The organism is Streptomyces sp. NPDC005955 (assembly GCF_042871255.1).
GTDB lineage: Bacteria > Actinomycetota > Actinomycetes > Streptomycetales > Streptomycetaceae > Streptomyces.
The window spans coordinates 438,748-463,176 of sequence record NZ_JBIAIF010000004.1 but is presented as its reverse complement, the minus strand read 5'-3'; the positions used below and the strand labels follow the sequence as shown (position 1 = coordinate 463,176).

Here is a 24,429-nt window from a genome sequence, read left to right as displayed (position 1 = left end):
TGGGCGGGCGGATTATTTGGTGGTGGGTCCGAATGGTTCTGTCGAAGCGTTTCAGAATGTTGATGGGAAGGGTGCGTGGACGAAGTTGGGGCAGGTGGCGACTGGTTCTACGCAGTGGTCGGATCGGCAGGTGCGGTTTGCTGATTTGAATGGTGATGGGCGGGCGGATTATTTGGTGGTGGGTCCGAATGGTTCTGTCGAAGCGTTTCAGAATGTTGATGGGAAGGGTGCGTGGACGAAGTTGGGGCAGGTCGCGACCGGTTCTACGCAGTGGTCGGACCGGCAGGTGCGGTTCGCCGATCTGAACGGTGACGGGCGGGCGGACTACCTGGTGGTCGGCCCGAACGGCTCCGTCGAAGCGCACCAGAACGTCGACGCAGCGGGCACCTGGACCAAGCTCGGGCAGGTGGCCACCGGCTCCACCCAGTGGACGGACCTCCAGGTGCGCATCTAGCAACACCGCCGTGCACGACGGCCGGGCCCGCGTCACCCACGCGGGCCCGGCCGTCCGCCGTCCGGAGCTCGGCGCCCGGAGCTCGGCGCCCGGAGCTCGGCGCCCGGAGCTCGGCGCCCGGCCGACGTCAGGCCGTCGGCTCCCCGAGGGACCGCCGGAACAGGTGCCCCTCGGCGCCGTCCAGGTCCACCCCGCCGACCTGCACGAAACCCGTGCGGACCAGGACGGCCCGCGACCCCCCGTTGGCGACGGCCGCCCGCGCCCGCAGCGAACGCAGTCCGTAGTCGCGGGCCGTGACGCAGATCCGTCGCACCGCCTCCGTCGCGAGCCCCCGACCCGCGGCCTTGCGGGCGATCCGGAAGCCGAGTTCGGCCGCGCCGCCCGCGACGTCCACCAGATTGACCCGGCCCAGCACCTCGCCGTCCTCGCCCACCACCAGGTGGAAGTAGTGGTGCCCGGCGGCCTGCTCGGCGAGCAGCGCCCGGTGACGCCCCTCGAACTCGGCGAAGTAGCCGTCCCCCCGGTCGGGCACGGAGGCGGCGAAGTACGCGCGGTTGTCCCGCTCGAAGGCGCACAGGGCGGACGCGTGGTCGGCGCGGAGCAGTTCGATCTCGGGCATGACCGTACGATACGGGCCGCTCGGCCCGCCCCGGCCGGTCACCGGGCGGCCGCGACCCGAGTGGGCCCTCACTTACCGTGACGGCCCGTGACGGTCCGGTCGGTCGGGCCGTCGGCCACCCCGCCGCAGCGCGCCATGCGCGTGTCTGCGGGTGGGTGTAGTAATGGTTCATGGCCGCCCGCTCCGGCCGTCCGCGCCTGGTTCCCAGCATGCGAACTGTCGCCGGTCAGGTCTTCCTCGTGCAGTTGGCGATCGTGGCGCTGCTCGTCGCGACCGCCGTGGTGGCATTGGTGTTCCAAACCCGGGGCGACGCCCAGCAGGAGGCGGAGAACCGTTCCATCGCCGTCGCCCAGACCTTCGCCAGTTCGCCGGGCATGGAAGCCGCGCTGAAGGGCCCGGACCCGGCGGCGGTCCTCCAACCGCACGCCCTGGAGGCCACCCGGCGCGCCGGGGTCGGCTTCATCGTCGTGGTCAACCCCGAGGGGATCCGCTACACGCACCCCGACCCCTCCTACATCGGGGGACGGTTCGTCGGGGGCCTGGAGTCCGCGCTCGCGGGAAAGGTCGTCACCGAGAGCTCCAACGGGGCCATCGGACCGCTCGTACAGGTCGTCGTGCCCGTCTTCGGCTCCGACGGCCGGGTGATCGGCGCGGTCTCCTCCGGCATGGCCGTCTCCCAGGTGCGCAGCGTGATCGAGGCCCAGTTCCCCCTGGTCTTCGGGGTCGCCGCGGGCATCCTGCTGCTCGCGGCGGGCGCCACCGTCCTCGTCAACCGGCGCCTCCGTCGACAGACCCGCGGCCTCGGCCCCGCCGAGATCACCCGGATGTACGAGCACCACGACGCGGTGCTGCACGCCGTACGGGAGGGCGTGCTCATCGTCGGCGGTGACCAACGGTTGCTGCTCGCCAACGACGAGGCCCGGCGCCTGCTCGACCTGCCCCCCGACGTGGAAGGGCGTCCCGTCGCCGACCTCGGACTCGACCCGCGCACCACCCAGCTCCTGGAGTCCGGCCGTACCGCCACGGACGAGGTGCATGCCGTCGGGGACCGGCTGCTGGCCGTCAACCAGCGGCCCACCGACCAGAACGGCGGGCCCCCCGGCACCGTCACCACCCTCCGTGACACCACCGACCTGCGCGCCCTCACCGGCCGGGCCGACCTCGCCCGGGGCCGCCTCCAACTCCTCTACGACGCGGGCATGCGGGTCGGCACCACCCTCGACATGGTCCGCACCTGCGAGGAACTCGCCGAGTTCGCCGCCGCCGAGTTCGCCGACTTCGTCTCCGTCGACCTGGTGACCGCCGTCCTCCAGGGCGAGGAGCCGCAGGCCACGGCCACCGGGCGGGAGATGCGCCGGGTCGCCTTCGCCGGGCCCACCAAGGACTCCGCGCTCTTCCCCGTGGGTCACCGCATCCGCTTCGTGGGCACCACGCCGCTGGGCGCCGTGCTCGCCGACGGCACCGCCGTCCTCGACCGTGACCTCGGCGCCTACACGGGCTGGCACAAGCAGGACCCCGAACGGGCGCGTGCCGTGGTCGAGGAGGGCCTCACCTCGATGATCGCCGTGCCGTTGCGGGCCCGGGGGGTCGTCCTCGGCGTCGCCATCTTCTGGCGCAAGGGGGAACGGGATCCCTTCGACGAAGAGGACCGCTCGCTCGCCGAGGAACTCGTCGCCCGCGCCGCCGTCAGCGTGGACAACGCCCGGCGCTTCTCCCGCGAACACACGATGGCGGTCACCCTCCAACGCAGCCTGCTGCCGCACGGGCTGCCCGAGCAGAACGCCCTCGTCGCCGCGATGCGCTACCTCCCGGCGCAGGCGGGGCTCGGCGGGGTCGGGGGCGACTGGTTCGACATCATCGAGCTGCCCGGCGGACGGGTCGCCCTGGTCGTCGGGGACGTGGTCGGCCACGGCATGCACGCCGCCGCCACCATGGGACGGCTGCGCACCGCCGTCCACAACTTCTCCACCCTCGACCTGCCGCCCGACGAGCTCCTTTGGCACCTGGACGAACTCGTCGCCCGTCTCGACCACGACGCGGCCGGCGACTTCGGCGCCACCGAGCCCGGGCCCCGGGTCACCGGCGCCACCTGCGTGTACGTCATCTACGACCCGGTCACCGGACACTGCTCGATGGCCCGGGCCGGCCACCCCCAGCCCGCCCTGCTGCTGCCGGACGGCACCGCCCAGTTCGCCGAGGTGCCGGGCGGCCCGCCGCTCGGGCTCGGGGGACTGCCCTTCGAGACGCTGGAAGTCCAACTCCCCGAGGGCACCCGTCTCGTCCTGTACACCGACGGGCTGGTGGAGAACCGGGAGCGCGGCATCGACGAGGGGCTCGAACTGCTGCGCGTCACCCTGGAGGCCAACCACCACCGCACCGTCGACGGACTGTGCGAGGCGACCCTCGACGCCCTCGTCCCCGACACGCCGTCCGACGACATCGCCCTGCTCGTCGGCCGCACCCGTGTCCTGGGACCCGACCGGGTCGCGGAGTGCGAGGTCCCCTCCGACCCGGCGGCCGTCGCCGAGGTCCGGGCGTTCGTGGAGCGCACCCTCGCCGAATGGGGCCTGGGGGAGGAGGCGTTCACCACCGAACTCATCCTGAGCGAACTCGTCACCAACTCCATCCGCTACGCGACCGGACCCATCCGCGTCCGGGTCATCCGGGACCGCTCGCTGATCTGCGAGGTGTCCGACCAGAGCAGCACCTCACCCCATCTGCGCCGGGCCGCCACCACCGACGAGGGCGGCCGGGGCCTGTTCCTCGTCTCCCAGGTCGCCGACCGCTGGGGCACCCGCTACACCGCCGGGGGCAAGGTCATCTGGACCGAACAGGGCCTGTCCTGACGGCACCGGAGGTCCCCGCCGCAGACCCCGTCGGCGGGGCCGGGCCGCCCCACGGGAACGGATCACGGAACCGCACGTCACCGTCGTTCGCGCAGGTGTACGCCCCATCACTCCTTCGTGTTGAACGTGTGGCGCGCACGCGCCACCGGGGACGGAGAACCCCCACATGGGCTGCGCGGCGCCCCCGGACGCGCTCTAATGACGCTTGTGGTGAGCGAGGGCGTGTCGGAACAGGGCATGACGGCTGCGGGGACCGCGACGACACCACGGGCGTCACGCACCACGGTGATTCCGGGTGCGGCGGGCCCCGTGGGCACGACGGGCACCCTGTGCGCCGAACGTGCCCTGGAAGCGCTGCCCGGCCGTCAGGAACCCCTCAGCCGACTGCGTTCCGTCATCGAGCAGGTCCTGGTGTTCACCGGTGCGACCCTCGCCGCCGTCTACACCCCCGACGGCACCGGCGCCACCCTCACCCTGGTCGACAGCGCGGGCGTACCCCGCAGTCTGTACGGGCTGAGGGACCACTACCCCGCCGCCGGGGACTCACCCATGGCCGTCGCCCGGCGCGCCCGCGCCCCGCAGTGGCGCACCGTCGACGCCCTCGACGGGTTCCCGGCGCTCGGCCGCAGCGTCGCCGCGAGCACCGCGGTCGCCGCGCTGCCCCTCGGTGACGGCCCGGGCAGCGCGGGATGCCTGCTCGCCGTCACCGATCGCACGGGCGGGTTCGACCGTGCCGACCGGGACGTCCTGGCCCTGCTCACCGCAGCGCTCGGCCGCGCCGTCCCCGCCCCGGCCCGCGACGGCGCGCCGCCCGGGGGCGACGGCTGCCGCGCCGGGAGCTTCGGACTCGCCATGGACACCGGCCGGCTCGACGTCGACGACCGGCTCCTCGCCCTGTTCGGCATGACCGACACGGACTTCGACGGGCGCGTCGAAACGCTGCTCGCGCTCACCGTCCCCGAGGACCTACCGACCCTGATGTCCGTCGTCGAGGCCGACCACCTGGCCATCGGCGACCGGGAACTCGACTTCCGGGTGCAGCGGCCCGCCGGGGAACCGCGCTGGCTGAGGCTGCGCGGGCAGGTCGTCCCCGACGGCGGCAGCGGGCGCAGCCGACTGATCGGCACCGTGGCGGACGTCGACGCCCTGCGCTCCGGTACCACCGACGTCGCCCGGGTCCAGCGCCTCGCCGCCGTGCTCGCGAACACCTCCACGGTGCGCGAGACCAGCCAGGCCGTCGTCAGCGGACTGCGCGCCCCCTTGCGGGCCGACCGGATCGCCCTCGCCGAACTGGAGGGCGAACGGCTCGTCGTCACCGTGCTCGATCCGCCCGACCCCGACGCCTGGCCCGGGAACTGGCGCACCGAGTGGTGTTCCGAGTGGCCGGACGCACCCGTCCGGGCCCTGCCGACCCTCGCCGCGGTGATCCGTGACGGTCGTCCCGCGCTCCTGGAAGCCGGGGACCCGCTCGAACCGACCCTCGCCGACGTGGGTCCCGGCGGACTCGCCGTGCTTCCGCTGCCCGCCCAGGGCCACACCGCCGGACTCTGCCTCATCGGCTGGGACGATCCGCATCACTTCGGCGGTGAGGAACGGGCCTTCCTCACCGCCGTGGCCGGACTCGCCGGACAGGCCCTCGTCCGGGTCCGGGCCGCGGACGCCGAGCACGAACTCGTCGGCACCCTCCAGCGCTCCCTGTTGCCGCGCCGCCTCCCCGACATCCCCGGGGGTCGTGCCGTCGCCCGTTACCTGCCGACCATCGCGGGGCTGGAGGTCGGCGGCGACTGGTACGACGTGATCCCGCTGCCCGACCACCACGTCGCCCTGGTCATCGGTGACGTCCAGGGGCACAACGCCGGGGCGGCCACCCTGATGGGGCAGATGCGCACCGCCCTGCGCGCCTACGCGATCGAGGGCCACCCACCGGACGTCGTCGTCTCGCACGCCAACCGGTTGCTCCTCGGCATGGAGACCGACCTCTTCGCGACCTGCTGTTACGTCGACGTCGACATGCGGTCGGGTGCGGCGCTCTGCGTGGCCGCCGGTCATCTGCCGCCCGTCCTGCGGCTGCCCGACGCGAGCACCGTCAGCGTCGGCGTGGAGGTCGGTCCACCGCTCGGCGTGCTGCCCGAGGCGGACTACCCGATGACCCCGCTGCACCTGAGACCGGGGACGGTCGTCGCCCTCACCACCGACGGTCTGGTCGAGTCGGCCACCTGCGACATGGACGTGGGCGTCGCCCGGCTGCGGGGCGTGCTCACCGAGTCCGACCCCGCGCACCTCGGGCTGGTCGCCGATGCGCTCCTCGACGACGCCAACCGCAACGACGACGTCGCCCTGCTGCTGATGAGGTACGACGGGACGGCCCCGGCCGCACCCCGCACGAGCTGACCGGGCCGGTCCGTCAGCGCTGCGGGGCCGCCGCCACCCGGTCGAGCCACCGTTCGGCCTCCGTCGGGTCGAGCACCCGCTCCAGCACCAGATCGCCCGGCATCTTCGCGAAGAACCGACCCGCCGGCCAACTCCGGGCGTAGGGCGGCGGATCGAGCACCAACAGCCGGACGCCGTCCACCTCGGGAATGTCCGACGGGGTGCCCTCGTTCCAGATCTCGCCCCCGTCGGGGGCGGTGAGGCGGAACGTGCCCCAGGTCGGTACCTGCCCCGGCACGTCACGGCACACGGCGACCGCCTCGGGGGCCGGCACCTCGCCCGGGACGTGTCCGGCGCCCGCCAGTTCGGCCGCCAGCAGCGTGTGCAACTGGAAGTTGTCGGCTATGCCCGTCATCCGCAGGCGGTAGCCGGTACGCGTCGTGCGGTGCAGCGCCACCAGGGGGTGGTCGTCGAGGACCAGCAGTGCGTAGATCAGACACTTGAGGTGGCCGTCGGCCGCCCCGGCGATCCGGCCGGCCGCCGCGAGCAGCTCCGGCCGGTGCGCCACGGCGTCCCTGACCGACCGGTGGTTGAGCACCGCCAGCGCGGCCGTCTCCCACTGCGGCAGCGTCCACCAGGCCACCGCCACCTCCTGACCCACCCGCGCCACCACTCCGCCGTGCGGGTCCCCCGCGTCCGGCAGCGGCAGTTCGCCCCCGCCCGCGCCCCGCCAACGCTCCGGGAACCGGGCCGCCGCGCCGAGGACGTCCCGGAGTCCGGTCAGCAGCGCCGGGGCGCTCGCCACCGGGTCTGCGCCCCGCTCCACGCACGCCCCCACGATCAGGGCCACGCTCGCCCGCGGCCCGGCCGGAACCTCGGGCAGCAGCGCCGCGAGCCGTACCGCGGCGGCGGCGATCTCGGCGTCCGACGCCGGCCCGAACCGCTGGTGGAGCATGCTGAGCGCTTCCTGTGACGCCTGCGGGTCCCGGGCCCGCACGGCGGCCTCGAACCGGCCCACGGCACCGGCGAACAGGGCTCTGCGGAAGATCATGCCCGCACGATAACCGCACAGTCCGACAAAGGGACCTGCTCTGTCGGGATCGGCCGGGATCCACCAGTGGCGACCCCGACGGCGGGGGCCCGGGAGCCCGCGCGCAGGACAGCGCGCCGCGCGTCGGCGACGATGGCGGGGGACGAGTTGCCCCGGGGCCGACCCGGCGGGTCGCGCCGGTGGCGGAGAGTGCGTCGCCCCAGGTCGACGGGGTGCGCGTGGAATCGGAAGCGGGTGTGTCGGACGTGACGGACGGGACTGTTGGGGCGAGCGCCGCGCTCCTGATGGACGCTTTCGGGCGGATTCGGGAGGAGGTCCACGCGGTCGTCGAGGGCCTTTCGCCCGCCGAACTGACGGCTCGTGTCGACCCCGGGGCCAACTCGGTCGGGTGGCTGGTCTGGCACCTCACCCGGGTCCAGGACGACCATGTGTCCGAGGCGGCGGGTGCGGAGCAGGAGTGGACCGCAGGGGACTGGGTCACCCGCTTCGACCTGCCGTACGCGCGGCTCGCCACCGGGTACGGGCACTCGAACCGCCAGGTGGCACGGATGCGGGCGGTCCCCGGTGCACTGCTGACCGGTTATCACGACGCCGTGCACGCCCGGACGGTGGAGTTCGTCCGGGGTCTCGACGGCGACGACCTGGAGCGGATCGTGGACGAGCGGTGGTCCCCGGCCGTCACCCTCGGCGTCCGGCTGGTCAGTGTGCTCGCGGACGACCTCCAGCACGTTGGTCAGGCGGCCTTCGTCCGCGGCGTGCTGGCGCGCACGGGCTCCTGACCGGCCTCGGTGCCGCGCCCGCCCGTGGTCCGACGGAGGGTGCCCGCTCCCGGCGCAGCGCAAGGGCGCCCGCCCGGTCAACCGCTGCGCTCCCGGGGGCTGTCCCCCCGAGGCTGGTCCATGTAGCGTGCACCGATCCAGGGCGCCCGGTCGGACCTCCCCCGCATCGGACCGCGGTGGCCCGCGAGGTACGCACCCGACCCCAGGAGCCCCGCCCATGACCACCGCCCCCACGCCGCGGTACCCCGACCGACTCGACCTGGGGGAGGGCGCCCGGTCCGTCGACGGCCGGGTCGTCCTGGTCGACATCCCCACCGGGCGCCTGCTGGCCGCCCCCGACGACCCCGCGGCCCCCTTGGAGACCGTCCTCCGCCTCGACGTGCCCCTCGGCGCGGTGGCACCCGTCGCCGGCCGCCCCGGCACCTGGATCGCCGCCGCGGACACCGGGATCTGCCTGCTCACCCCCGACGGCGTCCCCACCTGGCTCGCCCGCCCCGAGGACGGCTCCCCCGAGCGGATGCGGATGAACGACGGCACCGCCGATCCGCACGGCCGCTTCTGGGCCGGCAGCATGGCCCACGACGCCGTGGTGGGGGCGTCCTCCCTCTACCGGGTCGATCCGGACGGCACGGTGACCCGGGCCGTCACCGGACTGACGGTCCCCAACGGCCCCGCCTTCACCGCCGACGGCACGCTCATGTACCTCGCGGACAGCACCAAGGGCGTGATCCGCCGCTACCCGGTCGACCCGGCGACCGGCCGCCTCGGCCCTCCGCAGCTCTTCGCCACCTTCACCGAGGGGCTGCCCGACGGCATGACCGTCGACGTCGAGGGCGCCCTGTGGGTCGCGGTCTGGGGCACCGGGACCGTGCACCGCTACCGGGCCGACGGCAGCCGCAGCCATCTGCTGCGCCTGCCGGCCGTGCAACCCGCCGGGGTCTGCCTGCACGGCGACGTCCTGTACGTCACCACCGCCCGGGCCGGTCTCGCGGACCCCGGACCCTACGACGGGGCGGTGTTCACCGTCCGCACCGCCGTGCCGGGCACCCCGGCCGCCGCCTACCGGACGTCCCCAACTGCCGTGTAACAACTGGGCGTCGGGGCTCCCGGTACGCCTGCGGCGCAGGGGGTGCCCCGGAGTACTGTGCGCTGGTCGTCACCCCCGCCCAGGGGGAACGCGGACCGTTCGTGGAGGCTTCATGAAGCAGACAACCCGTGCGTGGCAACGCTCGGGCGTACTGGTGGCCGGTACAGCCGTCGGGTTGTTGGGGATCGGCCTGGCAGCCGCCCCGGCCACCGCCCACACCCCGGTGTGGAGCGTGACCTGTTCGGAGGTGACCGTCGACCTCACCGACTACGCGGACGACGAGAAGGTCACCAACACCGTGACCATCACCGCGGACGGCAAGGACGTCCTGCCCACCAAGAAGTTCGGCAAGACGTTCTCGGACCGGCTGACGCTGCCCGAGCACCGCGCGGAGATCGAGGTCAGACTGGTCGTCAAGGCCGGCGACGGCAAGCAGTTCGACGTGGACGAGACGAAGACCGCGCCGGTGTGCGCGTCCCCGTCCCCCTCGGGCTCGCCCGAGCCGTCCGGCAGCACGGAGCCGTCCCCGACGCCCACCGTGACCGCCTCGACCAGCGCCGAGCCCACCGGGCCCGGCTCGTCGGAGTCGGCGCGGCCCTCGCAGCCCCCGGCCTCCGCGGAGCCCACGGAACCCGAAGGGTCCGAGTCCGCCGCACCCGCACCGCGGACCAGCACGCCCGCGGACGAGGACCTGGCGGCCACCGGAGGTTCCAGCACCACCCCCTGGATAGCCGGCGCGGCCGTTCTCGTGCTGCTCGCCGGCGGCGGCATCGTGTTCGCCGCCCGCAAGCGCCGGACCCCCCGCGGCTGAGGCCCCGCACCCGTCGGTGCCCCGCGGCCCGTCCGGTCGTGGGGCACCGTCGCGTCCGGACGACGAACCGGCCGGGCGCCGGGCCGGTCCGTTTCCGGAAATCACGTTGCACGAAGCCACGGCGCGACGGACCATGCTGCGCGGACCGCAACCACCGACGGCGGACCGCACCCACCACGGACGGAAGTCAACGCGTGACGCTGAACGACGAAGAGCGGCAGGTGCTCACCGACCCCGAGGGGCAGCCGTTGCTCACCTACGTGCGGGGTGAACGCGCGGGACGCCCCTGGGCCGACCTCGTCCGGGTGACCGGCACCGCCGACCCGATACCGGTGGTCCTCGCCGCCCTGTCCGGCTGGGTGGTGTCCGGCAGCGTGCAGCTGGGTGAGGAACTGATCCGCCACGGGGCGCGGACCCTGCGGCACGCCCACGGCATGCGACGCGACCTCGTGGCCGAGCCGCTCGTCGCCGTGCCCCTGCCGCACGGGGCGCGCGTCGTCCCCTGCGACCGCAGCCCCCGCGCCCTGCTGCCCGCATGGCGGGCGGCCTTCGGCCCCGGCCATCCGGACCACCACCCGGGCACCGACGAGGAGGCGTACGCGGAGCGCCTCGTACCGCTGCTCGACGGCACGGTGCTGGGACCGGTGCTCCCGAGCAGCGTCCTCGCGGTGGACCCCGCGGACCGGGTGCTCGCGGGCGTCATCGTGACCGACCGCGGCGGACAGCCGTGGATCGCCGAGGTGTTCCGCGCCCCCGGCGACCGGTACGCGGGACTCGGCGCCGCACTGTTGCGCCACGCACTGGCCGATGCCGCCGACCGCGGTCTGACGAGCGTCGAACTGGCCGTCACCGACGGCAACCCCGCCCGCCGCGGGTACGAACGCCTCGGCTTCGTCCGCACGTCCACCGCGCTCACCGTCGTGGTCCCGTAGCCGAGGGGTGCTCGGCGCCCGCGGACCGCCACGAACCGCGACGTCGGTCGTTTGACCGGGCACGTCCCACCGACCGAACCGGGAGAGCACCCAGTGAAGTTCCGCCACGCCACGTTGGCCGCCGCGACCGGCGCCCTGATGATGTGCGGTGCCGTGACCGCCCATGCAGCCGACGGCACGCCCCGCGTCACCACCAGCGACAACGACCGGGGCCGGTTCGTCGACCTGAAGAAGGAGACGGCCAACCTGACCCGTGACATGGACCGGAAGGCCGTCGCCCCGGTCCACATGGCCGGATACCTGTTGACGCCCCGCCCCTCGCGGTGAGGGCCCCGCGGTACGCCGTGACGACCGGCGCTTAGGACGGCTCGGGCAGCGGCTCCCCGGTCTCCACCAGCGTCTTGAGGCTCGACAGCACCAGCGGCCAGCCCTCGCTGACCATCGCGACGACGGTGCTGTCGGGCACCGGTCCCTCATGGACGACCGTCAGTTTCACCACCTCGCCCAGCGGTTCCAGGGCGAACGACACCGTCGAACGCCCCTCCGCGACCAAGCGCTCGTGCACCGTGCCGCCCAGACCGACGGATGCCGCGAACGCGGGGGTGAACGTGTGCCAGGTGTACGCGAGCCGTCGGTACGGGGTGGCGTCGACGACCACCTGCTCCGGGTCCTCGATCACGGTGCCGTCCGCGAGGACCCAGGTCATCGGGGAACCGGTCCGCCAGTCCGACCGCAGCTCCACCTGCCAGTAGCGCCGGGTCAGCGCCGGATCGGTGAGGGCCCGCCACAGCTGCTCGGCTCCGGCCCTGATGTAGGTGGTGTGGACGAACCGGTCGTTCTTCATGGCGTCTCCGTACGGCCCGGGAACTGCATCCTAAGGACGCGGCCCCCGCCCCGCACGTCCGGTGCGGCCGCCGTGGCACCTCCGGGTGCCGTCGTCGTCGGGCCGCCCTAGGCTGGTGCCGCTCGCCCCGGGCGCGCCCGGGAACGGAAGCGGGGGCAGGGCCAGGAGGTTCGTCATGCCGCGTCCCGTGTGGTCGGGAGCCATCACCTTCGGTCTGGTCACCATCGCGGTCAAGGTGCTGCCGGCGACGGAGAGCCACACCATCGCCTTCCACCAGTACCACCGCACGGACATGGCCCGGGTCCGGGTCAAGAAGGTGTGCGCCGTCGACGGGCAGGCCCTGACCGCGGACGAGATCGGACGCGGGTTCGAGACCCCGGACGGCGACACCATCGAGATCACCGACGAGGAACTCGACGCGATCCCGCTCCCCACGGCCAAGGCCATCGAGATCGCCGGCTTCGTGCCCGCCGCGAGCATCGATCCCCTGCGCATCGGGGAGGGCTACTACCTCCAGAGCGGCGGCGAGGTGGCGGCGAAGCCCTATGTGCTGCTGCGCAGGGCACTGGAGCGCAACGCCAAGGTCGCCGTCGCGAAGTTCGCCTGGCACGGCCGCGAACGCCTCGGGCTGCTGAGGGTCAAGGACGACGTGCTGGTCCTGCACGCCATGAAGTGGCCCGACGAGATCCGCTCCCCGAAGGAGCTCGCGCCCACCGACGTCGAGATCGACGACCGGGAGATCGACGCGGCCGTCAGCCTGGTCGACGCGATGCCCGCGACCGACCCCGCCTCGTTCACCGACGCGTACCAGGAGGCCCTGGAGGAGGTCATCAGGGCCAAGTCCGGCGACGCCGGGGCACCCGCCCCGAGCGCGGCCGAACCGGAGCCGGGCGGCGAGGTGCTGGACCTGATGTCCGCACTGGAACGGTCCCTGGAACGGACGGGCGCGGCGGGCCGGGGCGACGGGCGGGCGGCGACGGTCCACGAACTGCCGCGGCGCCCGACCCGAGGCGGCGGGAAGCGGCGCAAGGCCGCCGGCTCCTGACCCGAACCCCCCCCGCGCGGGTGCGGTGGACCGCCCGAACGGGCGCATTTCCCGCACCTCGTAGCGTCGTCCGCGACCTCCCGTGCCTATCGTCGAGGGGCCGTCTCACGTGCGACGGCCCGTTGGACAGGTGCCGGGATCCGTCCCGGAAACGGAGGTCCCCGGCGGACCCCTAGGTCAGGAGGCCGGTGCTCATGGTGAAACCTGGGTGGCGGAACAGCATGGTCGGCGAACTCTCGGCCGAGTTCGCGGGGACCTTCATCCTCATCCTCTTCGGCTGCGGCGTCGTCGCCCAGGTCGTCGCGGCGGGCATCGGTGACCACGACAGCATCGCCTGGGCCTGGGGGCTCGGCGTCACGCTCGGCATCTACGTGGCGGCCCGCCTCAGCGGTGCGCACCTCAACCCCGCGGTCACGCTGGCGCTCGCCGCGTTCAAGGGGTTCGAGTGGCGCAAGGTGCTGCCCTACGCACTGGCCCAGACCGCCGGTGCGTTCGTCGCCGCGCTGCTCGTCCGGTGGAACTACAGCGAGGTCCTGGCCATGGCCGACCCCGGGCACACCCTGAAGACGCAGGTCGTCTTCTCGACGCTGCCCGGCAACGGCACCCTGCCGATCAGTGAGTTCGGTGCCCTGCGCGACCAGATCATCGGCACCGCGATCCTGCTGTTCGTGATCTTCGCGGTCACCGACCTCCTCAACACCCCGCCGGGCGCCAACCTCGGCGCGTTGATCATCGGACTGCTGATCGTCGCCATCGGCATGGCCTGGGGCACCGACGCCGGGTACGCGATCAACCCGGCCCGTGACCTCGGACCGCGACTCGCCAGTTTCCTCACCGGCTACGGCGACGCCTGGCGGGACCAGTACGGCAACTTCTACTTCTGGGTGCCCATCGTCGGCCCCCTGATCGGCGGCGTGCTGGGCGCCGCGCTGTACAAGGTCCTCGTCGGACGGTACCTGCCGCAGGCCGACGAGGAACCCCAGGAACCGGGGCAGGTCCCGGCGGCGGAGGGCCCTGGCTGAGCCGGCGGGCCGCCCGCTAGGGTGGCCCCGCGGGCGGCCCGCCCGAACGGCGGCACCGTCCCCGACGGCCGGCCCCGCCCGTACGGGTACGCACGGCGCGCCCGTGGCCCGCCGACTAGGAGCCGCGCGTGATCGCCCCGCCCGCGTGTGAACCCGTCGACCCGGACATCGCCCCCGCGGACCGCGCCGCGCCCGTGCGCCGGGTGGTCGCGGCCGTGGCCTGCGGCGGAGCCCTGGGTGCCGGCGCCCGGTACGGCGCCGTGCTGCTGTGGCCGACCCCGGCCGGTGCGTTCCCCTGGACCACTCTGACCGTGAACGCGGTCGGTTGCGCACTGATCGGCGTGCTGATGGCCGCGTTGAGCGCCGCCCGGACGCCGGGGCCGTTGGTGCGGCCGTTCCTCGGGACCGGGGTGCTGGGGGGATTCACCACCTTCTCCGCGTACGCCGTGGACGTACAGCACCTCGTGCGGCAGGACGAGGGCACCCGGGCGGCCGGGTACCTCCTGCTCACCCCGCTGTGCGCGCTCGCCGCGGTGTGGGCGGGCGCCCGGCTCACCCGGTGGGCGCTGCGGCGGGGCCGGTCGTGACGGGGTCCGGGGGAGCCGTGGAGTGGCTGCTCGTCCTGCTGGGCGCCGCGGTCGGTGCGCCGCTGCGCTATCTGACGGACCGGGCGGTCCGGGCCCGGCACGACACCCTCTTCCCCTGGGGCACCTTCGCCGTGAACGTCGTCGGCTCGCTGGTGCTGGGGCTGCTGACCGGCGCGGTCCTCGCCGGGGCGGGGGACTCGCGCGTGTACGCCCTGCTCGGAACCGGCTTCTGCGGGGCGCTCACCACGTACTCCACCTTCGCCTACGAGACCCTGCGGCTCGCCGAGGAGGGTGCGTCGGGGCGGGCCGTCCTCAACGTCCTGGGGAGCACGGCGGCCGGGGTGGGCGCGGCCTTCGCGGGGGTGGCGGCGGCCACCGCGCTCTGAGGCGGGAGCCGACCGGCACGTCGACTCCCGGTGCGGTGTGAGGAAGGTGACGCTCCGCCGAGTGAACCATTCGTGTGCGATGAGCGTATGAGCAGGTGAGACCGGACCGCACCAGCGGCCACGGCCGGGTGCGGTACCCGGCCGGGACCGCCGGCACGATCGTTCCGGGTGGACGCGCCCCGCGGAGGCCCGCATGCCCATCAGCCGAGACAACGACGTCGCCGTGCCCGAACCGGGGGGCGGCCCGCCGCTGTCGGTGCCGAGCGCGCTCCAGCGCTGGGCGGTCACCGGGCGGGACAGAGCGGTCGTCACCGCCCTGGTGGAAGAGGGCGCGCTCCTGTCGCGCGAGGACGTCTGCCGGGTCCTCGTCCGGGACGACGGGCCCGGTGGCCCCCGATGCGACTGGGTGCGGCTCGCGGGACGTCTGGACGGCCTGGAACTGACGGCGTCGGAGCGGGTGTTCCTCGCCCTGCTGCTCTCCATGGCGGGCTCCCAACAGGTCGAGCTGTCCCTCGTCCAACACCTCGACGAGGGCCGGCTCGCGATCGTGCTGCGCGCACTCGTCCGCCTCTCCGGCAACAGCCGGATCGCGGTGGGCACCCGGGTGTGACCCGACCGGAACAGGACAAGTCGCCCTGAGGGACGGGGAGATGGGGTGGCCCATCCCACAGGCGGCGATCTGAACGCCCCACGCGTCCCCTGCGTATCACACGGCGTTCAGACGTCCCGCGGTCCGACACCGCCACCGCAGTCCGGTGGTCGTGTCGACCGCGTTCCCCAGGAGGTCACCCCGATGAATCACCGACGCATCCCCCCGCGCAAGGCCGTGGTCGCGGGAGCCGCGGTGGTCGCGCTCGCCGCTGCCGCCGTCGTCCTGCCGAACGCCAGCGCCTCCCCCGAGGCGGCGCTGGCGTTCGGCCCCAGACAACTCACCCCCCTCGCCGCATCGGAGCTCGCCTCCCGACTCGCCGCGACGCTCGGCCGGGACCACGGCGGCTCGTACTACGACGTGGACCGGCAACAACTCGTCGTCAACGTCGTCCGTGCGGACGGCGCCGCCGTCGAGGAGGCGCGCGAGTCCGGCGCGGTCATCCGCGGTGTCGACCGCAGCACCAGTCAACTCCGAGTGGCATCAAGGGAGTTGAAGGAGCGGGCCACCATCCCCGGCACCTCCTGGGCCGTTGACCCGGTGACCAACCAGATACGTGTCACCGCCGACCGCACCGTCACGGGCGAGCGGTGGGACCGGCTGACGCGGGCCGTTGCCGGGCTCGGCGACTCAGTCGCCCGGATCGAACGCTCGGCGGGCGAGTTCGCCCCCTTCGTCGAAGGGGGCGACGCCATCTTCGGCGGCGGTGCCCGATGTTCGCTCGGCTTCAACGTCACCACCAGGGAGGGGACCCCGGGCTTCCTCACCGCCGGCCACTGCGCGGTCGCCGCGGCCCGGTGGAGCGACGACAACGGCACGGTGCTGGGCAGCGTCCGGGCGGCCACCTTCCCGGGCGCCGGCGACCTCGCCCTCGTCGGGTACGACGACCCGGGCGTCCGGGCGCCGAGCAGCGTCAACACCGGGCAGGGGCGGAGCGTCGCCATCGACCGGGCCGCCGACGCCACCGTGGGGCAGTCGGTGCAACGGATGGGCAGCACCACGGGGTTGCACGACGGTCGGGTGACCGGTCTGAACGCCACCGTGAACTATCCCGAGGGCACCGTCTCCGGGCTCATCCAGACCGACGTCTGCGCCGAGCCCGGGGACAGCGGCGGCCCCCTGTTCACCGGGGAGGGCGCCGCCGTCGGGCTCACCTCGGGCGGCAGCGGCAACTGCACCAGCGGCGGGGTCACCTTCTTCCAGCCGGTCACCACGGCGCTGGAGGCGTTCGGGGCACGGATCGGTGCCCCGGCGGGCAACGAGGGAGAGCAGCCCGGCGACCCGACGGGCCCGGCGAGCCCGCCGCACCAGGAGACCGCTCCGCCGCCCGTGGACGAGGAGCCCGCCCGGGACGACGACTGACCGGAGCTCCCCCGACCCGGACGGCGGCGCGGACCGGGCCACGCGTCAACGCCCGGCGCCTGCCCGGACCCGACGCAGGACCCGCAACAAGTACCCCTTGCGGTCCAGGGGGTCGAGGTCGGTGCGCGGCCGGCTCGGCGGCGCACCCGCGACCGGCCGGTAGTGGCCGAACGCCGACTCCAGGACCCCCTCTCCGCCGGTCAGGGTCGGCAACTGCCGTTCCAGTTCCTGGAGTCCGGCTGCCGGCACGTCCCCCTCCAGCACGCACCGGGCGTCCGTGAGGCGGGGCGTGTCGGGCCGGGCGCCGAGCCCGGCCAGTAAGCCCCACACCGGGGCGAAGGCGCCGGCCGGAACCTCCAGCCGGAACCGGTGCACCGGCTCCAGGACCTCCGTACCGGCCCGGCGCAGCGCCGCGACCAGGACCAGCGGGGTCAGCTGGCGGAAGTCCCCGGCGGTGCTCGACATCGCCTTGTCGAAGGTGGCGTGCGCATGGCTCTGCCGAGGTGCGTAGGCCGAGGTCGTGAGGACGACGACACCGTCCGCGATACGCCAACCGTGCAGACCCTGGAGCAACGTCTCGCGCACCGACTCCTCCACCGCCTTGATGAAGGCCAGCGGCAGCGAGCCGAGTTCGATGCCCAGCCGGAACTCCACCCCGGTGCCCTCCGGCGCGGGCTCCACCCGCAGCCCCACGGTGGCCAGGAAGGGGTTCCCCTCCGGTCCCGCCCCCCTGCCCTGCTCCCGGTCCAGCCGTTCGACGGCCTCGCCGGTGCCCAACAGCCGCTCCCGATGGATCGTCGTGGAGGGACGGAAGGTCACCGCCACCCCGAACTCCTCGGCCAGCGTCGCCTGGATGACCTCCTTCTGCACCTCGCCGTAGAGCGAGACGGACACCTCGTGACGGATGTCGTCCTGTCGGAGGTCGATCAGCGGGTCCTGCTCGGCGAGCAGGGTGAGGGCGCTGTGCAAGGCCCCCCGGTCCCGGTCCCGCACCGGTGTGACCACCGTCTCCAGGGTCGGCGGCGCGAACTGGCGGCCGCGTGCCCCGGACGGCGGCGGGCCCGAGCCGTGGGGCCCGGGGCCGGCGGCGGTCAGACGGTCGCCGATCCGGACGCCGGTGAGCCCCCGTAGCCGGGCGATCCGTCCCGCGGTCGCCTCCGCGCCCCGCCGGAACCCGCCCTCCTCGAAGACCTCGACGGCCGTCACCTTGGCCTCGGTGCTGCGCCCGTCCGGGTCGGCGCACACCAGTCGGTCCCGGCCGCGGACCGTTCCGGAGAACAGCCGGGCGTAGGCGATGCGTTCCCCGGCCGGTCCGCGTTCCACCTTGAAGACCGTGCCCGACACCGGCCCGTCCGAGGGCCCCTCGGCGGCGGGCAGCAGTTCCGGGAGGGCGTCGACCAGCGCGTCGATTCCGGCGCCGGTCACGGCCGAGCCGAAGAACACCGGATGGACCCGGCCCGCGCGGGTCTGGGACGCGAGGCAGGCGCGCAGCAGGTCGTAGGGGACATCGCGCTCGTCGTCGACGTACCGGGCGAGCAGTGCGTCGTCGCGTTCGGTGAGCAGTTCCAGGAGGTCCGCGCGGAAGGGCGCGTCCGCCGCGCCGAACGCCCGTACCCGAGCCCGTCGGGTGCCCGGCGCGTGCACGGTGGCCGCCGCGACCGACGCGGGGGTCAGTCGCGCCGACACCTCGCGCAGCACCTGATCGGGGTCGGCGCCCGCGCGGTCCACCTTGTTCACGAAGACGAGCGTCGGGATGCCGAGCCGGGTCAGGGTCCGCATCAGCACCCGGGTCCGCGCCTGGACGCCCTCGACGGACGACACGACCAGCACGGCCCCGTCGAGCACGCCGAGCACCCGTTCCACCTCGGCGATGAAGTCGGGGTGACCGGGGGTGTCGAGGAGGTTGACCGTGACGTCCCCGAGGGTGAAGGAGACCACGGCCGACCTGATGGTGATGCCGCGCCGGCGCTCCAGCGCCAGCGAATCGGTCTGTGTGGTGCCGTCGTCGACGCGACCGATCGCGTCGATGACTCCGGCGGCGTACAGCAGCCGCTCGGTCAGGCTCGTCTTACCGGCGTCGATGTGCGCCAGGATTCCCAGGTTGAGCGTACGCAAGGAGCTTTCCGTCCCTGTGGTCGTCGGGCATGACCTTCTCGCTGGACGTGAGAGCTCCTCGCATGACCGCCTCCTGGGTCGACCGGTGGTGAGGACCGAGTTCAGCAGCCCGCCCGGGGACCGGGCAACCGGTTTTCCGCCCGGTGTCCGCACGGCTGCCGGGCCGGCTCCGGACAGCGGAAGGTGCCCGGGGGGACGTGTGACCCCGTCCCCCCGGGCACCGGCGCGGCGCGCCCGAGTAGCGCGTGCGGACCGTCAGTCGTCGTCGAGACCCCGGTCGATGGCGCGGATGCCCTCACCGTCGGCCGTGTCGCCGTCGAGCGACCAGACCATGGCTCCGCCGAGCCCCCGGTCCACCACGTACTCCGCCTTGGTGCGCAGCACCTTCGGGTCGTCGTACGTCCACAGGGAGTTGCCGTCGAACAGCCAGGCGTGGCCGTTCTTCTTGTCCCGGTACACCTTGTACGTGCCCGAGGCCGCGAGCTTCTTGAGCTCCTTGTAGTCCTCGTACCCGGCCTGGTGCTTGGCGGGCGCCGGACCCGTGTTCGGCTGGTGCAGGCCGTCGCCGCCGCCCGACACCCCGGTCCAGCCCTGGCCGTACAGGGGCATGCCGACGACCAGCTTGTCGGCGGGTGCCCCGCGCCGCAGCCAGTCGTTGACCGTCTGGTCCACGCTGAAGTCGTCCTTGGCGTACAGCGCGGACTGCTGGTTCGTGGTCTTCTCGCCGGACACGTGGAAGTCGTAGCCCTGGAGGTTCACGAAGTCGAAGTCCCGCATGATCTTGCGGACCTCGAAGCCCGCGTCGATCTTCGCCGGAGCGGTGGGCACGAACGCCGACAGCTCGTAGTGCTTGCGCTGCTGGCCCTGCTTCTGCTGCGCCTTCGCGTATCCGTCGAGTTCGGTGCGGAACTCGCGGATGAGCGCGGTGAAGTTCTTCTTGTCCTCGGGGGTGTAGGGCGTGTCGTCCTCGCCCGAGGAACCGGGCCACTCCCAGTCGACGTCGATGCCGTCGAAGACGCCGGCCGCGGCCCCCTCGCCGCCGCGGGTGCCGTCCTGGGGCAGGTTGCCCTTGATGTAGAGGTCGACGCAGGACTTGACGAACGCCTTGCGCTTCGCCGGGGTGCTGACGGCGTTGGAGAAGTGCGTGGACCAGCTCCAGCCGCCCAGCGAGATCAAGACCTTGAGGCCCGGGTGCTTCTTCTTCAGCTCGACGAGCTGGTTGAAGTTGCCGGCCAGCCGCTGGTCGTAGGTGTCCGCGACGCCGTCGACGGAGTTCGCCGCGTCGATGGGACGGACGTAGTCCGCCCACGGGTCGCCCTCACCGGGCACGCTGTCGAGGAAGCACTTGCCTTGGGGGGAGACGTTCCCGAAGGCGTAGTTGATGTGGGTGAGCCGTGCCGCCGCACCGCTCTTGTCCAGGTCCTGGACCTGGAAGTCGCGCCCGTAGACGCCCCACTGGGTGAAGTAGCCGATCCGCCTCAGCTCGCTCTGCTGGTTCTTCTTGTCGTTCTGCGAACTGCTGGAATCGGCCGAGGCGGGGGCCGTGACCAGCAGCGAAACCGGAAGAGACGTGGCGCAGGCGGCTATCGCCAGCCGCGCGAGAATTCTTCGACGCATGCCGGGAAGTTATTGGTCTGGACCATCAGGGTCAAGAGGTTGAACCGGTGAACCGCGGTCGGAGTCGGATCGTCCGCCCGCCGGGCCGCGCGCACACCGACGTCCCGCCCGATCTACCCCAACCCCGTTGACGTCATGCCGATTTGACGTCACGTCAGTTATGTCGGAGGTGTTCGACGATGATGTGCCGGACGGGCAGCCGCGATCACCGGCGTCTCCCCGGCGGAGGGCCGGCACGCCGTGCCGGGGCCGGGGCGGGCGACCGGCGCGCCGTTTCACGGGGCGACGCCCAGCAGGAAGCGGTGAACCCTCCTACGATGGAGCGTGGCGCCCGGACGGTGCCGCGGTCATCAACCCGGGGGGCGGGAGACCCATGCCGGAACCCTCCGCCGTGACACGCACCGTGATCCTCACCGTGGACGACGACCCGGGAGTGTCCCGGGCGGTCGCCCGTGACCTGCGGCGACGCTACGGAGCTGACCACCGCATCGTGCGCGCCGAGTCCGGCGAGACGGCCCTGGAAGCGCTGCGCGAGCTGAAGCTGCGCGGGGACCAGGTCGCCGTGCTGCTCGCCGACTACCGGATGCCCCAGATGAACGGCATCGAGTTCCTCGAACAGGCACTCGACGTCTTCCCCGCCGCCCGCCGCGTCCTCCTCACCGCCTACGCCGACACCGGAGCGGCGATCGACGCGATCAACGTCGTCGACCTCGACCACTACCTGCTCAAGCCCTGGGACCCGCCCGAGGAGAAGCTGTACCCCGTCCTCGACGAGCTGCTGGAGTCCTGGCGGCACGCCGACCACCGCACCGTCGCGACCACCAAGGTCGTCGGTCACCGCTGGTCGGCGCGGTGCTCCGAGGTCCGGGAGTTCCTCGCCCGCAACCAGGTCCCCTACCGCTGGTACTCCTCCGACGAGCCCGAGGGGCGCCGGCTCCTGGCGGCGGCCGGGGTCGACGCCCTACGACTACCGCTGGTGATCACCGCGGACGGCACGACCCTGGTGGAACCACCGGACCAGGAGCTCGCCGCCCAGCTCCCGCATCGAGAACTACCTCGGCTTCCCCGACGGGGTCTCCGGCTCCCAGCTCACCGACCGGGCCCGCCGCCAGGCGACCCGGTTCGGCGCCGAGATCCTCACCGCCCGCGAGGTCACCGCACTGGAGGTGACCGGAGCCGCACGGTCGGTGCGGTTCCACGACGGCAGCGCCATCACCGCCCACAGCGTGCTGCTCGCCACCGGCGTGTCGTACCGGCAACTCGACGCGCCGGGCGTGGCCGACTTCACCGGCCGCGGCGTCTACTACGGGTCGGCCCTCACCGAGGCCGCGGCCTGCCAGGACCATGACGTGTACGTCGTCGGCGGCGCCAACTCGGCCGGTCAGGCGGCCGTGTACCTGTCCCGCAGCGCCAAGTCCGTCACCCTGCTCGTCCGGGGCGCATCACTGGCCGCGTCCATGTCGCACTACCTGGTCCAACAGGTCCAGGACGCCCCGAACATCACCGTCCGCACCGGCACCGTCGTGGAGTCCGCCCACGGCACCGGCCACCTCGAAGGGATCACCCTGCGCGACACCCGCATCGACCGCACCGAACGGGTCGACGCGCAGTGGCTGTTCGTGTTCATCGGCGCCGCCCCGCTCACCGACTGGTTGGACGGCACCGTCGCCCGGGACGCCCGCGGGTTCATCCTGGCCGGACCGGACCTCTCCCCGGACGGCACCCCGCCGACCGGTTGGGAACTCGACCGCCCGCCCTACCACCTGGAGACCGCGGTGCCGGGCGTGTTCGTCGCCGGGGACGCCCGCGCCGAGTCCGCGAAACGCGTCGCCTCCGCCGTGGGCGAGGGCGCCATGGCCGTGATGCTGGTGCACCGGTACCTGGAGCAGTCATGAACGAAGGACCGACCGCCCTGCCGTGCGAGACGGAGGAACTGCGCGGGCTGTTCCTCTTCGAGAAGCTGACCCCCGAACAACTGGACCGGCTGTGCGACGAAGGCACGGTCGAACGCCACCCGACGGGACCCGTGTACACCGAGGGGGAGCCGGCGACCTGCTTCTACGTCCTGCTGGACGGCACCGTGGTGCTCTCCCGGCGGGTGGGCGCCGACGACGTCGAGATCACCCGCACCTCCGCGCCCGGGGTCTACGCGGGGGCCTTCCAGTCCTATCTGGGGGACCGGGTGCCCCAGCGGTACAACAGCTCACTGCGGGTCACTGAGCCGTCCCGCTTCTTCGTGTTGCCCGCCGACACGTTCGCCGCCGTCATGCACGAGTGGTTCCCCATGGCGGTGCACCTGCTGGAGGGCGTGTTCTTCGGCAACCGCACCGCCCAACAGGCGATCGGACAGCGCGAGCGCCTGCTCGCCCTCGGCTCGCTGTCCGCCGGTCTCACCCACGAGTTGAACAACCCCGCGGCGGCGGCCGTGCGCGCCACCGCCTCCCTGCGCGAACGCGTCGCCGGAATGCGGCACAAGCTCGCCGTGCTCGCCGCCGGCCCGTACCACCGGGACACCCTGGCGGCCCTGGTCGGACTCCAGGAGCGCACCGCCGACCGGGTCGCCAAGGCCCCCGCCCTCACCCCGTTGGAGGCCACCGACCGCGAGGACGCCATCGGCGACTGGCTGGACGAGCACGGCGTCGCGGACGGCTGGCAGCTCGCGCCCGTCTTCGTCCAGGCGGGCCTCGACACCGACTGGCTCGACGAGATCGCGGTCACCGTGCAGGAGGGCGCCCTCGAAGGCGCCGTCCGCTGGCTGAACTACACCGTGGAGACGGAGCTCCTGATGAACGAGATCGGGGACTCCGCGACCCGGATCTCCGACCTCGTCGGGGCGGCCCGACAGTACTCCCAGCTCGATCGCGCACCGCACCAGAACACCGATGTGCACGAACTCCTCGACGCCACCCTGCTGATGCTCGGCGGGAAGATGGGCCCCGGCGTCACCGTCGTCAAGGAGTACGACACCACCCTCCCGAGGATCCCCGCCTTCCCCGGCGAGCTGAACCAGGTGTGGACCAACCTGATCGACAACGCCGTCGCCGCGATGCGCAGCGCCCACCGGGAGGACGACCCCGACCAGGGGCGGTTGACCGTGCGGACCGCACGCGACGGGGACCGGCTCCTCGTGGAGTTCGCGGACACCGGCCCGGGCGTCCCGCCCGAGATCAGGGACCGGATCTTCGACCCGTTCTTCACCACGAAGCCGGTCGGGGAGGGCACCGGACTCGGCCTCGACATCTCCTGGCGGATCGTCGTCAACAAACACCACGGGGACCTCAGGGTCGCCCGCGCGGAACCGGGCGACACACGGTTCCAGAGCGGCTGCCCCTGACCCCGGCGGAGCCCGACACGCCGGGTACCCCCCAGCCCCCCGAGGAGACACCATGACCGTGCCCGAAGGAATCGACCCCACCGCGGAGCCGTCCGGCACCGGCTGCGCCGAATGCGAGGACAGCGGCGGCTGGTGGTTCCACCTGCGCCGGTGCGCCCGGTGCGGACACATCGGCTGCTGTGACAGCTCCCCCGCGCAACACGCCACCGCACACGCCAGGGCCACCGGACACCCCCTGATACGGAGCTTCGAGCCCGGCGAGCAGTGGTTCTGGAACTACAAGACCGAGCAGATGTACGAGTCGGGTCCGGCGCTCGCACCGCCCGAGTCCCACCCCGAGGACCAGGCCGCGCCCGGCCCCGCCGGCCGCGTCCCCCCGAACTGGGCCGACACGCTGCGCTGATCCGTCATCCCTTGGGTGCTGCCCAGCGGGCGGGTTCGCCGCCCGCGCACAAGGATGGGGGTGACGGCCGGTCGCCCGGGCAGCCGGAGCGGCGTACGGACGAGCGGTCCAGGAAG

The 24,429-nt window shown here is 73.2% G+C and carries 20 protein-coding genes and 2 pseudogenes; 17 read left to right on the top strand and 5 right to left on the bottom strand.

What is annotated here, in order from left to right:
- A partial coding sequence (locus ACFYOU_RS13720; RefSeq protein ID WP_389766264.1) for an FG-GAP repeat domain-containing protein occupies positions 1-454 on the top strand: 454 nt, incomplete at its 5' end.
- Between the two features lie 127 nt (positions 455-581).
- Here the strand turns inward: ACFYOU_RS13720 and ACFYOU_RS13715 are convergent.
- Positions 582-1,073, bottom strand: a complete 492-nt coding sequence (locus tag ACFYOU_RS13715; protein ID WP_391305534.1) for a GNAT family N-acetyltransferase — start codon at positions 1,071-1,073, stop codon at positions 582-584.
- 170 nt (positions 1,074-1,243) lie between these two features.
- Between ACFYOU_RS13715 and ACFYOU_RS13710 the strand changes: the two genes are divergently transcribed.
- Together ACFYOU_RS13710 and ACFYOU_RS13705 are read left to right on the top strand one after the other, a co-directional pair.
- Positions 1,244-3,919, top strand: coding sequence for a SpoIIE family protein phosphatase (locus ACFYOU_RS13710; protein WP_391305533.1), 2,676 nt, complete (start codon positions 1,244-1,246; stop codon positions 3,917-3,919).
- 198 nt (positions 3,920-4,117) lie between these two features.
- Positions 4,118-6,310 carry a SpoIIE family protein phosphatase gene (locus ACFYOU_RS13705; protein ID WP_391305531.1) on the top strand — a complete coding sequence of 731 codons (2,193 nt, stop codon included), beginning with the start codon at positions 4,118-4,120 and terminating at the stop codon, positions 6,308-6,310.
- Positions 6,311-6,323: 13 nt separating this feature from the next.
- Here the strand turns inward: ACFYOU_RS13705 and ACFYOU_RS13700 are convergent, their stop codons facing one another.
- Positions 6,324-7,340: a hypothetical protein gene (locus ACFYOU_RS13700; protein ID WP_391305529.1), complete on the bottom strand. Its 1,017-nt coding sequence runs from the start codon at positions 7,338-7,340 to the stop codon at positions 6,324-6,326.
- A gap of 284 nt (positions 7,341-7,624) precedes the next feature.
- Between ACFYOU_RS13700 and ACFYOU_RS13695 the strand changes: the two genes are divergently transcribed.
- The 5 genes from ACFYOU_RS13695 (at position 7,625) to ACFYOU_RS13675 (ending at position 11,276) form a co-directional block, all read left to right on the top strand.
- Positions 7,625-8,119, top strand: a complete 495-nt coding sequence (locus ACFYOU_RS13695; RefSeq protein ID WP_391305799.1) for a DUF664 domain-containing protein — start codon at positions 7,625-7,627, stop codon at positions 8,117-8,119.
- 217 nt (positions 8,120-8,336) lie between these two features.
- Positions 8,337-9,206 (top strand): SMP-30/gluconolactonase/LRE family protein, encoded by an 870-nt coding sequence (locus tag ACFYOU_RS13690; RefSeq protein WP_391305527.1) that lies wholly within the window; start codon positions 8,337-8,339, stop codon positions 9,204-9,206.
- A 112-nt stretch (positions 9,207-9,318) separates the two neighbouring features.
- Positions 9,319-10,017 carry an LAETG motif-containing sortase-dependent surface protein gene (locus tag ACFYOU_RS13685; RefSeq protein WP_391305526.1) on the top strand — a complete coding sequence of 233 codons (699 nt, stop codon included), beginning with the start codon at positions 9,319-9,321 and terminating at the stop codon, positions 10,015-10,017.
- 194 nt (positions 10,018-10,211) lie between these two features.
- Complete coding sequence (locus ACFYOU_RS13680; protein WP_391305524.1) at positions 10,212-10,949, top strand: GNAT family N-acetyltransferase; 738 nt, start codon at positions 10,212-10,214, stop codon at positions 10,947-10,949.
- 93 nt (positions 10,950-11,042) lie between these two features.
- Complete coding sequence (locus ACFYOU_RS13675; RefSeq protein WP_391305523.1) at positions 11,043-11,276, top strand: hypothetical protein; 234 nt, start codon at positions 11,043-11,045, stop codon at positions 11,274-11,276.
- A gap of 31 nt (positions 11,277-11,307) precedes the next feature.
- Here the strand turns inward: ACFYOU_RS13675 and ACFYOU_RS13670 are convergent, their stop codons facing one another.
- Positions 11,308-11,793, bottom strand: coding sequence for an SRPBCC domain-containing protein (locus tag ACFYOU_RS13670; RefSeq protein ID WP_391305522.1), 486 nt, complete (start codon positions 11,791-11,793; stop codon positions 11,308-11,310).
- Between the two features lie 175 nt (positions 11,794-11,968).
- On the opposite strand from ACFYOU_RS13670, the gene ACFYOU_RS13665 reads away from it, so the two are divergent.
- The 6 genes from ACFYOU_RS13665 (at position 11,969) to ACFYOU_RS13640 (ending at position 16,844) form a co-directional block, all read left to right on the top strand.
- Positions 11,969-12,838 (top strand): Ku protein, encoded by an 870-nt coding sequence (locus ACFYOU_RS13665; protein ID WP_391305521.1) that lies wholly within the window; start codon positions 11,969-11,971, stop codon positions 12,836-12,838.
- 194 nt (positions 12,839-13,032) lie between these two features.
- Positions 13,033-13,860, top strand: a complete 828-nt coding sequence (locus tag ACFYOU_RS13660) for an MIP/aquaporin family protein (RefSeq protein ID WP_389766280.1) — start codon at positions 13,033-13,035, stop codon at positions 13,858-13,860.
- 128 nt (positions 13,861-13,988) lie between these two features.
- Positions 13,989-14,447, top strand: a complete 459-nt coding sequence (locus ACFYOU_RS13655; RefSeq protein WP_391305519.1) for a CrcB family protein — start codon at positions 13,989-13,991, stop codon at positions 14,445-14,447.
- A 17-nt stretch (positions 14,448-14,464) separates the two neighbouring features.
- Complete coding sequence (gene crcB, locus ACFYOU_RS13650) at positions 14,465-14,833, top strand: fluoride efflux transporter CrcB (protein ID WP_391305797.1); 369 nt, start codon at positions 14,465-14,467, stop codon at positions 14,831-14,833.
- A 193-nt stretch (positions 14,834-15,026) separates the two neighbouring features.
- Positions 15,027-15,443 carry a hypothetical protein gene (locus tag ACFYOU_RS13645; protein ID WP_391305517.1) on the top strand — a complete coding sequence of 139 codons (417 nt, stop codon included), beginning with the start codon at positions 15,027-15,029 and terminating at the stop codon, positions 15,441-15,443.
- Positions 15,444-15,626: 183 nt separating this feature from the next.
- Positions 15,627-16,844, top strand: a complete 1,218-nt coding sequence (locus tag ACFYOU_RS13640) for an alpha-lytic protease prodomain-containing protein (RefSeq protein ID WP_391305516.1) — start codon at positions 15,627-15,629, stop codon at positions 16,842-16,844.
- A gap of 45 nt (positions 16,845-16,889) precedes the next feature.
- On the opposite strand, the gene ACFYOU_RS13635 is transcribed toward ACFYOU_RS13640, so the two are convergent.
- Entirely contained in the window at positions 16,890-18,959 is a 2,070-nt protein-coding gene (locus ACFYOU_RS13635) for a GTP-binding protein (RefSeq protein ID WP_391305514.1), read from the bottom strand.
- A gap of 255 nt (positions 18,960-19,214) precedes the next feature.
- The gene (locus tag ACFYOU_RS13630; RefSeq protein ID WP_389766288.1) at positions 19,215-20,576 is read right to left on the bottom strand and encodes a glycoside hydrolase family 18 protein; all 1,362 of its coding nucleotides are present in this window, start codon (positions 20,574-20,576) and stop codon (positions 19,215-19,217) included.
- A 373-nt stretch (positions 20,577-20,949) separates the two neighbouring features.
- Between ACFYOU_RS13630 and ACFYOU_RS13625 the strand changes: the two are divergent.
- The 3 genes and pseudogenes from ACFYOU_RS13625 to ACFYOU_RS13615 all read left to right on the top strand — a co-directional run bounded on the left by ACFYOU_RS13625 (position 20,950) and on the right by ACFYOU_RS13615 (position 24,313).
- A pseudogene (locus ACFYOU_RS13625) lies at positions 20,950-22,471 on the top strand (FAD-dependent oxidoreductase).
- Positions 22,468-23,966, top strand: a pseudogene (locus tag ACFYOU_RS13620) (ATP-binding protein). Before ACFYOU_RS13625 ends, ACFYOU_RS13620 begins: the two co-directional pseudogenes overlap by 4 nt.
- The gene (locus tag ACFYOU_RS13615) at positions 23,963-24,313 is read left to right on the top strand and encodes a UBP-type zinc finger domain-containing protein (protein ID WP_385492994.1); all 351 of its coding nucleotides are present in this window, start codon (positions 23,963-23,965) and stop codon (positions 24,311-24,313) included. Before ACFYOU_RS13620 ends, ACFYOU_RS13615 begins: the two are co-directional and overlap by 4 nt.
- Positions 24,314-24,429: the final 116 nt, after the last annotated feature.

What these genes read in the sequence shown, in the direction of transcription:
- ACFYOU_RS13715 (WP_391305534.1), bottom strand. Translation starts at nt 1,073, where the DNA reads ATGCCCGAGATCGAACTGCTCCGCGCCGACCACGCGTCCGCCCTGTGC.
- ACFYOU_RS13710 (WP_391305533.1), top strand. Translation starts at nt 1,244, where the DNA reads ATGGCCGCCCGCTCCGGCCGTCCGCGCCTGGTTCCCAGCATGCGAACT.
- ACFYOU_RS13705 (WP_391305531.1), top strand. Translation starts at nt 4,118, where the DNA reads ATGACGCTTGTGGTGAGCGAGGGCGTGTCGGAACAGGGCATGACGGCT.
- ACFYOU_RS13700 (WP_391305529.1), bottom strand. Translation starts at nt 7,340, where the DNA reads ATGATCTTCCGCAGAGCCCTGTTCGCCGGTGCCGTGGGCCGGTTCGAG.
- ACFYOU_RS13695 (WP_391305799.1), top strand. Translation starts at nt 7,625, where the DNA reads ATGGACGCTTTCGGGCGGATTCGGGAGGAGGTCCACGCGGTCGTCGAG.
- ACFYOU_RS13690 (WP_391305527.1), top strand. Translation starts at nt 8,337, where the DNA reads ATGACCACCGCCCCCACGCCGCGGTACCCCGACCGACTCGACCTGGGG.
- ACFYOU_RS13685 (WP_391305526.1), top strand. Translation starts at nt 9,319, where the DNA reads ATGAAGCAGACAACCCGTGCGTGGCAACGCTCGGGCGTACTGGTGGCC.
- ACFYOU_RS13670 (WP_391305522.1), bottom strand. Translation starts at nt 11,793, where the DNA reads ATGAAGAACGACCGGTTCGTCCACACCACCTACATCAGGGCCGGAGCC.
- ACFYOU_RS13665 (WP_391305521.1), top strand. Translation starts at nt 11,969, where the DNA reads ATGCCGCGTCCCGTGTGGTCGGGAGCCATCACCTTCGGTCTGGTCACC.
- ACFYOU_RS13660 (WP_389766280.1), top strand. Translation starts at nt 13,033, where the DNA reads ATGGTGAAACCTGGGTGGCGGAACAGCATGGTCGGCGAACTCTCGGCC.
- ACFYOU_RS13645 (WP_391305517.1), top strand. Translation starts at nt 15,027, where the DNA reads ATGCCCATCAGCCGAGACAACGACGTCGCCGTGCCCGAACCGGGGGGC.
- ACFYOU_RS13640 (WP_391305516.1), top strand. Translation starts at nt 15,627, where the DNA reads ATGAATCACCGACGCATCCCCCCGCGCAAGGCCGTGGTCGCGGGAGCC.
- ACFYOU_RS13630 (WP_389766288.1), bottom strand. Translation starts at nt 20,576, where the DNA reads ATGCGTCGAAGAATTCTCGCGCGGCTGGCGATAGCCGCCTGCGCCACG.
- ACFYOU_RS13615 (WP_385492994.1), top strand. Translation starts at nt 23,963, where the DNA reads ATGACCGTGCCCGAAGGAATCGACCCCACCGCGGAGCCGTCCGGCACC.